The 12,787-nt window shown below is 47.1% G+C and carries 12 protein-coding genes; 4 read left to right on the top strand and 8 right to left on the bottom strand.

The window, feature by feature from the left end; translation table 11 throughout:
- Positions 1-435: 435 nt before the first annotated feature.
- A complete protein-coding gene (locus DNHGIG_RS08910; RefSeq protein WP_282199329.1) occupies positions 436-615 on the top strand; it encodes a hypothetical protein in 180 nt (59 codons plus the stop codon).
- Between the two features lie 75 nt (positions 616-690).
- Here the strand turns inward: DNHGIG_RS08910 and DNHGIG_RS08905 are convergent, their stop codons facing one another.
- Complete coding sequence (locus DNHGIG_RS08905) at positions 691-1,767, bottom strand: S-layer homology domain-containing protein (RefSeq protein ID WP_282199328.1); 1,077 nt, start codon at positions 1,765-1,767, stop codon at positions 691-693.
- A 236-nt stretch (positions 1,768-2,003) separates the two neighbouring features.
- Between DNHGIG_RS08905 and DNHGIG_RS08900 the strand changes: the two genes are divergently transcribed.
- Both DNHGIG_RS08900 and DNHGIG_RS08895 read left to right on the top strand, forming a co-directional pair.
- The gene (locus DNHGIG_RS08900; RefSeq protein ID WP_282199327.1) at positions 2,004-3,044 is read left to right on the top strand and encodes an oxidoreductase; all 1,041 of its coding nucleotides are present in this window, start codon (positions 2,004-2,006) and stop codon (positions 3,042-3,044) included.
- Between the two features lie 214 nt (positions 3,045-3,258).
- Entirely contained in the window at positions 3,259-4,866 is a 1,608-nt protein-coding gene (locus DNHGIG_RS08895; RefSeq protein WP_282199326.1) for a multicopper oxidase family protein, read from the top strand.
- A gap of 105 nt (positions 4,867-4,971) precedes the next feature.
- On the opposite strand, the gene DNHGIG_RS08890 is transcribed toward DNHGIG_RS08895, so the two are convergent.
- The 7 genes from DNHGIG_RS08890 to DNHGIG_RS08860 all read right to left on the bottom strand — a co-directional run bounded on the left by DNHGIG_RS08890 (position 4,972) and on the right by DNHGIG_RS08860 (position 11,236).
- On the bottom strand, positions 4,972-5,205 hold the full coding sequence (locus DNHGIG_RS08890) for an ABC transporter permease (protein ID WP_282199325.1): 234 nt from the start codon (positions 5,203-5,205) through the stop codon (positions 4,972-4,974).
- On the bottom strand, positions 5,177-6,121 hold the full coding sequence (locus tag DNHGIG_RS08885; RefSeq protein WP_282199324.1) for an ABC transporter permease: 945 nt from the start codon (positions 6,119-6,121) through the stop codon (positions 5,177-5,179). The genes DNHGIG_RS08890 and DNHGIG_RS08885 overlap by 29 nt, the downstream gene beginning before the upstream one ends.
- Before the next feature lie 65 nt (positions 6,122-6,186).
- The gene (locus DNHGIG_RS08880) at positions 6,187-7,107 is read right to left on the bottom strand and encodes an ABC transporter ATP-binding protein (protein ID WP_282199323.1); all 921 of its coding nucleotides are present in this window, start codon (positions 7,105-7,107) and stop codon (positions 6,187-6,189) included.
- Between the two features lie 313 nt (positions 7,108-7,420).
- Complete coding sequence (locus tag DNHGIG_RS08875) at positions 7,421-8,635, bottom strand: MFS transporter (RefSeq protein ID WP_439647731.1); 1,215 nt, start codon at positions 8,633-8,635, stop codon at positions 7,421-7,423.
- Between the two features lie 151 nt (positions 8,636-8,786).
- Complete coding sequence (locus DNHGIG_RS08870; RefSeq protein WP_282201393.1) at positions 8,787-8,951, bottom strand: FeoB-associated Cys-rich membrane protein; 165 nt, start codon at positions 8,949-8,951, stop codon at positions 8,787-8,789.
- A 24-nt stretch (positions 8,952-8,975) separates the two neighbouring features.
- Positions 8,976-10,970 (bottom strand): ferrous iron transport protein B, encoded by a 1,995-nt coding sequence (gene feoB, locus DNHGIG_RS08865; protein WP_282199322.1) that lies wholly within the window; start codon positions 10,968-10,970, stop codon positions 8,976-8,978.
- A 41-nt stretch (positions 10,971-11,011) separates the two neighbouring features.
- A complete protein-coding gene (locus DNHGIG_RS08860; protein ID WP_282199321.1) occupies positions 11,012-11,236 on the bottom strand; it encodes a FeoA family protein in 225 nt (74 codons plus the stop codon).
- Between the two features lie 548 nt (positions 11,237-11,784).
- Here DNHGIG_RS08860 and DNHGIG_RS08855 point away from each other — a divergent pair.
- Positions 11,785-12,540 (top strand): VOC family protein, encoded by a 756-nt coding sequence (locus tag DNHGIG_RS08855; protein ID WP_282199320.1) that lies wholly within the window; start codon positions 11,785-11,787, stop codon positions 12,538-12,540.
- Positions 12,541-12,787 lie beyond the last annotated feature (247 nt).

The following is a 12,787-nucleotide window of genomic DNA, read 5'->3' as shown; positions in this document are numbered from 1 at the left end:
CCAATGAAGTTTCTTCTACTTTGAAAATGAGTGCTTGGGTGGGTGTATCGCTTTGCGCTTGGGTTCGATGAAGAGCTTTCCACTCGGATTCTCAACAAAGGTTGCGGAACGACCTTCAACTCACCTCTGCGCCGCAAAGCGATACAACCCCCCCCAAGAGCCACTCCGTTTCTTGAGATAGCCTTATACTTCTTCCCTCACAAGAAACATTTCATCCTCTGATGGCGCAGCTTGCGGCATGAAGGGCTACCTTGAAAATGTGTAGTTTGGCGGGCGTATGCTTTGCGTTCGCGCTCCGTGGAGGTCGTCTCGCACGGAACAATGTTCAGATGTCGCGAGACGACCTCCAAAGTCGCTGTCTCACGCAAAGCATTACGCCCACCCAATGTCACTTTTCATCTTCTGATGGCGCAGCTTGCGGCATGGAGGGCTACCATGAAAATTCATGCTTGGGAGTTCGCTTTGCCGCTTGGGTTTGATGAAGAGCTTTCCACTCGGATTCTCAACAAAGGTTGCGGAACGACCTTCCACTCATCTCTGCGCAGCAAAGCGATACACCCTCCCAAAGGCCACTTTGTTATTTGTGCCAACCGTAAAGACGTCCGGAAAGTATAAATTGCGTTTAGAAAATTATACCACAATTTATACTTTCCTAATAAGTTGAAAGTGATCGCAAAAATCTTCAATCCCTTACTTCCCAACGTATCGGAGCAGAAACTCGCTCCTTCCTTTTCCCACCGATTCATGTGCCGTTTTCGCCGATTCTTCCACCCATCCGAATGACCAGGCCGTGCGCGGAACATCGGGGAAATGCTGTACGACGGGGATATCACCGTCAATCAGCGGGCCTCGGAACTGCGTCACATCGAAAAAGACGGCCGCCGCTTGTCTCTCTACGGGTTCATCGGGAGCGAATTTGTTGTTGCCTGTACCACTGAAAAAGCCCAAGGCTTTTCCTGTCGCCATTGCGTCTCTCGCCCAATGGTGTTGCGTATCCATGAATCCCCTGACCGGTACTGCTTCTATTCCGCGCAATTGTAATAACACGGTAACGAGTTCGGCTCGTGTTATCGGATCATCCGGGTGGAACGACCCGTCATCATACCCGCGCATGACTCCTGCATTCGTCACCTCATCGATATACCTGGCGGCCCAATGGTTACGCGGTACATCGGTATATGGGCGCTCAGGTGATGGATCGTTCTGCAAATGTAAGAGATTAGTGATGACGGCAGCAGACTCCGCACGGGTGAGATAGGAAGTGGGGTGGAAATTCCCGTCTGGAAAACCCAAAAAGAAAGGCTGATGAATCTCCTCACCCATTTGCAGTGTGACTCCAGAAGTTTCTATTCTGTGCCCATCCTCATCACCGATGCAAGTCATCGTATACACCGTACCATCTTTACTGCCTGGAGGGACGCTGAGCTGAAAATGAATCAAGCGTGCCTCGCTTTCATTCACGTTTTGCAAGTTCCAGATCAACAAGCGATTGGCCGCGTTCCAAAACCCACCGTCAAGATCATCCACATCGACGTCCAAACCGTCCGGCACATGAATTTGCAGAAATACGTTAGAGAACTTTTTGTTCTGCACATTGTGATAGATGATGTGAAAAGAAGCGGTTCCCCCTTGACCGATCGTTTTCTGATCACAGATCAACTGAACTCGCTTGGAGGATGCAGCTTGAGCAAAAGTAGGAGCCGAAGCGGTTAAAAACGAAGTCGTCAAAAACGCCAGGAAGCACGCTGTCGTTTTCCATTTGTTCAAGAGAAATCCCCCTTCCCTTGCTTTAGGGAAATATATTCAATGGGAAATCCGCCAATGATACTGTGAATGGGCAGAACGTATATTTTTTGGAAAATGCCTTTTTCATCCTCTTAGCATACGAATCTTCCATTCGGTATCTTTGCTCTTGAAGCTGATCTCGTTGAAGATATAATGGTAGGTAATCTTATACAGTTTCATTGATTGGGGCTTCTATCAATGGAGAGGAGGATATCTACATGACTATTCACGTAGGATTGGTGGGATACGGGTTCTCGGGATCCGTCTTTCACGCACCGATCATCGAAACCGTCAATGATCTGAAACTTTCGGCGATTGTATCTTCTAACCCCGACAAAGTTCACAGGGATTTTCCGCATGTCGAAGTCGTTCCGACAGTCGATCAATTGCTCGAAATGAAGGAGATCTCGCTCGTGATCATTACAACACCGAATACGACCCACTACGAATTTGCCAAAAAAGCACTTTCGGCTCACAAACACGTGGTTGTCGAAAAGCCGTTCGTTATCTCTAGCCATGAAGCAGACGAGCTGATCGCCCTTGCAAAGGAACGAAATGTGTTGCTGAGCGTGTATCAGAACCGCCGCTGGGACAACGATTTTTTAACGATTCGGCAGCTCTTGCAAACAGGCTTGCTCGGTGAAATCTCTCTCTACGAGTCACATTACGATCGTTTTCGTCCGGTCGTTCAGAACCGATGGAAAGAGAGTGATCAAGAAGGCGCGGGAACGTTGTACGACTTGGGATCCCATCTCATCGACCAGGCACTCGTCCTCTTTGGCCTTCCCCAATCGGTTCGCGCTGAGCTGAAAGCACAGCGGCCGCAAGCGAAAACCATCGATTATTTCCATATTGAACTGGATTACGGACGTTTCCAAGCCATTTTACACTCAGGTTCCCTCGTGCGGGAACACGGACCGCGTTTTCAACTTCACGGGGATAAGGGAAGCTTCATCAAATACGGCTTCGACTCGCAAGAAGAAGCGCTGAAGAAAGGCCATCGCCCGGGTGACCCCGGATGGGGGGAAGATCAGGAAGCATACTACGGTGAACTTACGTTTGACAACCAGGGGATCACCGTCAAAGGTAAGGTGAAAACATTGCCGGGCCGATACCAAGCGTTCTACGAAGGTATGGTGGAAGCCATCAAGTATGGCAAACCGGTTCCTGTCTCACCGGAAGACGCGCGCAACACGATCAAAATTATCGAATGCGCAATCCGGAGCCATGAAGAACGGAAGGTTATACTGTTTGACTGAATGGCAGATCGGAATAAGAATCGTATGTCTCAAACCAAGACGCTGATGTAAGGGCGTCTTGGTTTTTTCGTTCCTCTCCATCGGATACCGGCTCTATCACCTCTCGTCCGCTACTTATTCATGATATTGTTACAATCTTACAACCCCATAGGAAGCTATCTAGTATATAGTTTATGTATAGCCACTCCATTCAAGATAACTAGGAGGACCTGACATGAAACGAAGAACGAAGATTTGGCTAAGCTTGTTGCTCTGTGTAGTCCTCTTGGCAGGCGGAATCTCTTACTGGCAATATAATCATACAAATCAAATGCATCATGATATGGGAGCAAATCAAATGCATCACGATATGGGAACACATGATCCCAATGCAATACCTGTTACAAAATTGGTCGCCCCTGAAACGAATGCACCGGTGAAAACGTTCAACCTGACAGCAGAGGTTACCAAACTCGATCTGGGCCATGGAAAAACGATGACCGCTTGGACGTTTAACGGTACGGCCCCAGGGCCCGAGATCCGAGTGCAACAAGGGGATCGCGTTGTCGTTCATCTGACGAACAAGCTTCCCGTGGGCGTCACTATTCATTGGCATGGGGTGCATGTGCCAGCCTCCCAAGATGGAGTTGCAGGAATCACGCAAGACGCGGTGAAACCCGGAGAAACATTCACCTATAGCTTCATCGCTGACCAACCGGGTACGTACTGGTATCATTCCCACCAAGACAGTGCCACTCAAGTGGGAAGAGGTCTTTATGGTGCTTTTATCGTTGAACCCAAAAAAGAAACTGTGCACGTTGACAGAGACTATACCATCACGCTTCACGAATGGATGACCGGGAACCAACCTGACGAAAACAAAAATAGCAATGAAATGGCTGGTGATCATGGCGCGAACACGATGAATCCGAGCGATCGGCATATGGGCGTTGAGCAGCCGTCTGACATGAACAAGCCGTCGATGGTTCCGAACGCCAAACAAGAAATGGCTTTGCTTGACATGATTTCGATGTACGACGTTTACACCGCTAACAGTACGAGTGAAGGTCTGCATTTCGATGCGAAACCTGGAGAATGGGTGCGTCTGCGCCTGATCAACGCGGGGAACATGACACACTTGGTAACCGTTGGGGCACCCTTCCAAGTCATAGCCCTCGACGGCCATGACATCAACGGTGCTACAACGATTAGCCAAACACTGTTGCCCATCGGTGGCGGGCAGCGCTACGATCTCGTTTTCCGAATGCCTCAAAACGGCTCGGTCAAACTTGTCGATGCAGACCCTTCCGCAAGAGAACGGCAAATGATCTCCGCTACATTCGGGAATGGGTCATCCGTCCAAATGGATGGAAACCCGATGGAGTACCCGTGGTTCGATTTCTCCAAATACGGGAGCCCAAAAGCTGATACGACGATGAACACGAATCCTACCGTTCAGTATGATATGAAATTAGATGCGGCTACGATTAACGGGAAAGTCGGTCATGATCTTCCGCCGATTGAAGTGAACAAAGGAGATATCGTTAAAGTTCACATGACGAACGAGAGTACGCTGATTCATCCCATGCATCTGCACGGTCACATGTTTCGAGTCCTGACGCGGAATGGCAAACCTTTAACAGGCAGTCCCATATACCTGGATACCCTCAATGTGTTGCCGGGCGAATCATACGATATCGTTTTTGAGGCCAATAATCCAGGGTTGTGGATGTTCCATTGCCATAATCTATACCACGCCGCCGGGATGTGTGTCATGGTGAACTATAAAGGGATCTCCACTCCATTTTCGGAAGGTGGGCCCGCCGGAAATAAACCGGAGTAGTGCAGATGATGAACACGAGGCATGTGCTCGTATATAACAAAACGGAATCGTGAAACCTACAAGAGGCTGCCGAACGATTTTTCGGCAGCCTTTCTGTTTTCCCGTTTATTCATTCACCGCGGAAAGCAAAAATCTTGGAAAACGATACAGCGCAAGTATCATTCCTGCAGCCCCGAAACCGAACAGCACAATCAATGTCGGCCAGATATCTCCCAGATGCGCCCCGCGAACCATCACATCTTGCATACCATGCTGGGCCCAGTACTGCGGCGTAAACTTCCCGACCATCTGTGCAGCTTTCGGAAGAAAGTCAAACGGGAACCATAATCCGCCTACCACGGCGCCCCCCCATTGTGATGAGCTGGGTGACCCCCACTCCCTGATTTTCGTTACGCACCCACATGGAGAGTGCCAAACCTAGCCCTGTGGTGCAAATGGCCAGCCCAAGCACGATCAAAACGATGGCGAAAACATCCCCTACATGTAACTTATAGACAAAATGCCCGAACGTCAGCAATGTGCCGCATTGAAGAAGGACGACGAGCATACTGGATGCCCACATACCTCCGAGATAAGACAATGGCTTGAGCGGTGTACTTCGCAACCGCGCGAGCATGCCCGATTCTTTTTCCTTTATGAAACTACGCGTCATCGAAATCATGATAAAGAAAGCAAACATGACGGTGTAGCCAGGCACAACTTGAGAAATCATATCCACCTTTGAAACATTTTCGCTGATTTCCTTCATGGTGATCGGAGGCATCATGATCTGCCGAACCTCAGGTTCCGATTTCCCGAGCCTCTTTAACGCGCTCGCCAATTTTTCGTCGCGATAGATATTGGCCATATTTTGCAACACGGCCTGTATCGGAGCGACTGTCTGATCAGCAGTTGGATCACGATATAATTCGATGATCGCCTGACTCTTCCCTGACGTGAGTGCTTCGGAAAAGCCTTTGGGCACGACGAGCAATGCGCTCATTTTGCCATCCTTTATTTTTTGGATCTGCTGGTCGAGAGAGAGGGTGTCGTCTGTTTGTAAGTCAATCCCTTTGATCCTGGCAATTCCGTCAAGGAAATTCTTTGATACCTGCGTTCGGTCCTCGTCAACATAGTGAATGGTGATCGTATCTTCCGCGTGGCCAAAGATGGATGCGAACATGACGATGAATAGAATCGGCAGCAGGAAGAGCCAGAAAAAGTTGCCTTTTTCCCGGATCATCAATCGAATTTCCTTGCGAATGATCGTTCTCATCAAGGTTCTGTACCTCCCATTTCAAATGGTTCCCCATGTTGTAGCCGCGGCGTTAACAGGCGCTATCAGTCTCGCAGCGAGGTTCCGGTCAAAGACAGAAACACCGTTTCCAAAGAAGGGCGCTTGATTTCAAGCTGGTGAACGATGATATCCTGTTCAAGTGCCGCCCTCGTGATGCTGTTCATTGTTTCGAGAAGATGGTCGGTTTCAATCATCCAGCCGCGTTTTTCTTCTTTAATTTGTTTTACATGGGGAAGTTGAGGAAGTTCGCTCCAGCCTTCTGCCTCCACATACACAGATTTGCGGCCGTAGTTATCCAGCAACTCTTCCAGACTCCCCTGCGCGATCACCTGGCCGTGATCGATGATCGCGATGTGATCGCACAGCGCCTCGGCCTCTTCCATGTAGTGTGTGGAGTATACAACCGTCACACCCTCTTCTTTCAGTTCGCGGATCATGTTGAAAATATGGTTCCGCGACTGCGGGTCTATACCGACTGTCGGCTCATCAAGGATGATCAATTTCGGCTTGTGCAAAAGAGCCGCCGCGATATTGATGCGCCGCTTCAACCCGCCGGAGAACGTACCGACCGCATCTTTGGCACGGTCGGCCAGGCCCACTAGCTCCAAAACCTCGTCGATACGCTTCTTCAATACCGGCCCTCTCACGCCGTAGAGCTCCCCGAAAAAGACGAGATTATCAAAGGCGCTCAATTTTTCGTAGAGCGTGATCTCCTGTGGGACGTAACCCACCTTTTTGCGAATCTCTTCGCGTTCCCGTTTGGAGTCGTGTCCTAGAACGGTGACGGTGCCGTCGTCACGATCTATGATCCCCGTGATGATTTTCATCGTCGTCGATTTTCCGGCCCCGTTCGGCCCGAGCAAACCAAAACAGGTGCCCGCCTCCACTGAAAACGACACGTTCCGTAAAGCCTGCTTGCTCCCATACGCCTTTGAAAGATTTTCGACTTCCAACACCGCTGTCACAATCTCGTTCCTCCCATGTGATTGAAATGGACGTTCATAAACCGAATCCATAACAAGCCTGCTGATCAATAAATTCCGGCCTCGTTTTTTGAAACGTTCACCTTCTCACCGCAGTTGTCGATGGGATATACAACCAAAATAACATATAATTTTCAATTATAAAAATATGACATTCAATGAACCGGTAACCCTCTTTCATCGAATAAGGGAAAAACGAAGGAAAAAATAGGGCAGGAAAGAGATTCCTACCCCAATTGAACTTTGTCTAGAAACGAACGCTTTTGATAGAACTTTACACGGAAAACTGTTCAGACTATGTACGCAAATCAAGTTCTCTGTCGTTGGGGAGCCAAAGTGAGATCAATGATGCAAGGACAGGCAAGATGACAATGAGATTGAAAATGACGGGTACCCCGAACTGATCAGCCATCCATCCCAAAAAAGTGGCTCCGATTCCCCCTGCACCAACACCAAAACCAATCATCAGCCCGGAGGCCAGACCGATGTTTCTTGGTAACAACATTTGCGCATAAACAACCGTCACAGCAAATGAGGACAGTACGGTAAAGCCAAAAGCAAGCAAAGTCACTGCAGCGAGAGATCCGTTGACCCGTGGAAAAATCAAAGCAAACGGGATGGATAAAACCATGGAAGCCACCATCAAACGTTTTTTCCCGATCCGATCCGAAAGAGTGCCTCCTATAAATGTGGCAACAGCCCCAGCTCCCAAAAATAGAAAAGTATACAACTCGGCACGGGATAACGGAATCTGATGATGGGTGTAGAAAAATGGAAGAAATCCCGCGACACCAATTTGACACCAAGAGCGAAGAATCACGACCAATACCAATAAAATCACGGCGGACGTACGGTTTCGCCCTTCGATCTGACGTTTTTTTCTCTGCTCCTGCTCGATTCTGCTCCGATACCATGGCAGCAATCGCCATGTAATAAAAAAGGCGAAGATTGCCATAAGCGTGAACCATACAAGTCCTTGAGTTCCCGTATGCAGGAGGAACAATGGGAGCATCAAAGGACCTAACGCTTGCCCGGCGTTGCCCCCCACCTGAAAAATCGCCTGCGCAAACCCTTTGGCTTTACCTGCGGCCAAATGTGTGCCACGAGACGCTTCCGGATGAAAAGCACCGGAACCGAGTCCCGATAACGTGATAAAAAACAGCAACCACGCGAAAGAGGGCGCCACTCCTGTCAGGGCCAAACCGAGATTTGACAAGAAAACTCCCAAGGGGAGCAGCCAGACGAGAGGCTTTCGGTCGGTCAAATAACCAAAAATCGGCTGCATGATGGAAGAAGCGAAATAAGAGAACAGCACAATGAGCCCCGTCTCCGTATACGACAAGTGAAAGGATTCCTTGTATAGCGGCAACAAGGCAGGCACAATACCAACCGTCATTAAGTCATTCATCAAATGTGCGGCGCTTAGACTCCATACCGCTCCCTTGTTCAAACCGACATGGACATTTGTTGCTTCAAGTTGGGTGCTTATGAGAAACACCTCCTCGATCACACGGAAATTATTTCTTGGCGATCAACGGCTCTCGCTGCCTTTTTAACCTGATTGTACTCGAAATCCCCCGTGAAATTAAGTGTAAATTCAAATGAATGGATATCTTTATACAGAAAAATCCCAGGAACATGCTCCCTGGGATTATCCGCTATTACTCCTCAATCTGAAGCAACTCGGATTTTTGTATGGAACAATTGCCGCTGGCTGCACAACTGCCGCAACCGCTCGCACAATATCCTTTTTTTGTCCGCTTTACGAAAGAGAACAATTGCCAGGCCGCAAAGCCAAGTACGGCTACGATCACGACATAGATCATGCGTTTCACCGCTTTCCCTATATTTTAGAACATCCATCGAGCGACTTGATATACGAAAAATGAGATGATCCAAGCCAGTGAGAAACTATACAAAACAGAGATCAACGTCCATTTCCAGGAACCCGTTTCCCGTTTTAACGTAGCAACGGTAGACACACACGGCGTATAGAGCAAGACAAAAAACAGAAACGACAACGCTGCGGCCGGTGTAAACGCGCCCTGTAAAAGAGCACCAAGCGAACCGTCAGTATCTCCTGCCCCATAGACGATGCTCATCGTTGATACCACGACTTCTTTTGCAAGGAAGCCTGTAATCAAAGAAACTCCCGCCTGCCATGTCGCAAAGCCCATGGGCGCGAACAGTGGTGCGATGAGACCACCGATCGTGGCCAGGAAACTTTCATTCATCGGCGTGACTCCATGAAAGGAGAAGTTTCCGAGAAACCAGATCAGCACGGACATACCAAAGATGATCGTTCCCGCTTTTCGTACAAACCCTTTCGCCTTATCCCAGGTATGGAGGAACAAACTCTTGATCATCGGCGCGCGATACGGAGGCAATTCCATCACAAACATACCTTCGTCTGCCTTCAAAAACTTCTTGAACAAATATGCGGTCAAAATAGCCATGATAATCCCTGTTACATACAAAAGAAATACAACCTCTGCCTTTCCTCTATTAAAGAAAGAGGACACGAACAGCGAGTATACGGAAAGCCGGGCTGAACAGGACATGAAAGGAGAGATCAAGGCTGTTACCATACGCCCTTTGTGATCTTCTAACGTACGCGTCGCCATAATTGCAGGCACATTACATCCAAACCCGAGAATGAGAGGAATAAACGCTTTGCCATTTAACCCGATCGCCTGCATGAAGCGGTCCATCAAGATCGCAGCTCGTGCCATGTATCCGGAATCTTCTAAAAAGGACAAACACAAGAAGAGTATCGCGATCTGTGGTATAAATACCAAAACCGCTCCAACACCGGCAAGAACCCCATCGGTCATCAATTGAGTGAACCAGTCCGGACTTCCCATCTTCATCAGGGCATTATGCAGCCAATCTGTTACAGGCCCGCTGATAAACGTATCCAGTTGGTCGGATAGTGATGTTCCGATCCAACTAAACGTGATTTGGAAAATCATGAACATGAATAATAGAAAAATCGGGATACCGAGGTAACGATGCAAAATCAAACTATCGATCCGGTCACTCCATGTACGTTCAACCGTTCTCCTTTGCGTAGTCACTTCTCGTAATAACGTTTCAATCCAGGTGTAGCGGGCATTGCGAATCTGATGATCGACCGTATCGCCAAGCCTTTGACGCACGAGTTCCATCCGTTCAATGACGGAAGGATCGACATTCTGACGGATCACTTGTTCAATCGTCTCATTACGCTCCAGCCACATCGTGGCTATCCATCTCACGCTTGCTTTTAGATTCAATTTTGCCGAATCAAGCAAAACGATCAGTTCGTTGATTGCTCTCTCCACCTGTTCCGGATAGGGGACGATCAAACGGCTGCACGTAGGCTCTTCTTTTTCCAGCCATTCCAAGAGCTGTTGGCGCCCTTTTCCTTTGCGGGCAATCATCGGGATCACGGGCACACCAAGCTTTTGTGCAAGTTTTTTCTCATCAATTTGTAAACCGCGTGATACGGCTACGTCCATCATGTTTAAAGCCACGATGCTCGGCAGTCCCATCTCCAACAGCTGTACGGATAAATAGAGATTTCTCTCCAAATTGGATGCATCGACAATATTCAAAATCACATGGGGAGATTCTTGTAAAAGGTATGAGATCGCCACTTTTTCTTCGAGCGATTGTGCTGACAGGCTGTAAACACCGGGAAGGTCAATCAACATACGGGAAGAAAGTCCTTTGACCCATCCTTCCTTTTTCTCAACCGTGACGCCCGGCCAGTTCCCCACATATTGTCGGGTACCCGTCAGGAGGTTAAATAACGATGTCTTACCGGCATTCGGATTTCCTGCTAGTGCAATCGTTTGTACCATGTTAACCACTTCTTTCTATTCGAACCGAAAATCCTTCGTTCTTAAAGATCAGAAATCTCAATATACCGTGCTTCCGACATGCGGAAACTCACTTGATAACCACGAACTTGAACGACAATCGGATCACCCAGTGGAGCCTTGCGTACCACTTGTACCTCCGTCCCCGGCATGAGTCCTAGATCCATGATGCGCTTCCTGCGCGACTCCCCTAACAATAAAGCAGTGACCCGAGCCTTTTCCCCAATCCGACACTCGCTCAATACCATTCTTCCGCACCTCGTTGATAATGATTATCATTTATATTCATATGTGTATGATAATCGTGAGTCGTATATTTGTCTAGTCATATTTGTCTCGAAATTTTTTTGAACGAGGGGAAAATAAGCATGAGCCATTCCAAAGATCTGTTTACATAGCAGAATTACTGATATCTAATGTTACATTTTTCTAAATCGAGTAGGAAGGGGCGGCTAGCCTCTGTCCTCTTACCTATGAAAAAATGCAAACCCTTTTTAAAGATAGATTGTGTTTCTTTAAAAAAGATTGATGTTTTTGGGGAATTTCAAACTAATATTGACAGAATCACATCATGCAATGATAATTCTGTATATTTCTATATTGATCTCAGGTTTCTTCTTGGTTCCGTTTTCTTGAGATGAACCAATCTGAAGATTCGGTTTCCAAAAAGAAATGCTGATCGCTTCATGCTTATTTGAAGTGTAGGAAACCTATAATTCTCTTCGTTTACAAGATTAAGTCTTTCGTGAAGATAAAGGGGAAATCAATTTCATACCTTTCTGTGATGGGGGATTGTATGTTCCGTTTAGATCATTTTGTTGTTCATATCGACGATGACTTCGAAATGTTGAGATCACTAAAGGATCAAATTGAACCCCTTGGTTTTCCTTTTGATCCAGAAAGAGGAAAAGGTACTAAGGGGTTCAAAGTGGCGAATATCTGGATAGGGGATCAATATCTGGAACTCCCTTGTATTAAAACAAGAGATGGTGGCGGATGGAGAAAAGAATGGGTAGAAAAATATAATCAAGGAAAACGTGGTATTTTTGGACTTTGTCTTATGACCGATCAGTTGGATTATTTTCGGAATGAGGTAATAGCACGAGGGATTCCCGCCAGCGCCCCTGAACGAATTACATATAAGATGTTTTTTGGACTCTTCAAAAAATCCTTGCCTTTTCGATTGGTGTTTACACCTCAAATTCCTGGAACCGATTTGCAGATATTTTTTCTTGAAATGGATAGCCAAGAAAAACTAGATTTCATGAAGAAGTACTTTATGAAACCAAATTCGAGAGATTACGGAATAACTGGAATTCACGAAGCGATCGTCAAATCCCATTTTACAACAGATGCATGGGAATATATCGAAAAACTCTTTCCGAATCTTATCGGCAACCAAACAAGAGCAACTCTTGATATGGGAGAAACAAAACTGACTTTTGAGCAATCTCAACATGCTGACTTACGAGTAGAATTAAGAGCCTCAACTAAAGAAAATCTGAAGAAAGGAAGTTTTATGATTGAAAACGTTGAAGTGGTGGTTCAATAGAGAATAAGTTTCCGGGGTACCAGTCACTGGAACCTCTTTATAGTGACGATATGATGCCTCATATCATCAAATCTTTTCTATTACATATAATTCTTTGTATCGATGGATTTTCTTTTCATCAAGTGATTGGCATTAAATTTTTACAGAAGACGTATCGCACGCTTTTGGTTGTGATACATGTGATCATGTTTCTTGTCATTTGCAGATGTCTTTTTTGCAACAGGGAACTCTTTTGATGGCGTTTGGC

Origin of the sequence: Collibacillus ludicampi, from assembly GCF_023705585.1 — a bacterium.
Classification (GTDB): domain Bacteria; phylum Bacillota; class Bacilli; order Tumebacillales; family BOQE01; genus Collibacillus; species Collibacillus ludicampi.
Note: the sequence above shows the minus strand (reverse complement) of the source record. Positions and strands in the feature narration are given on the sequence as shown.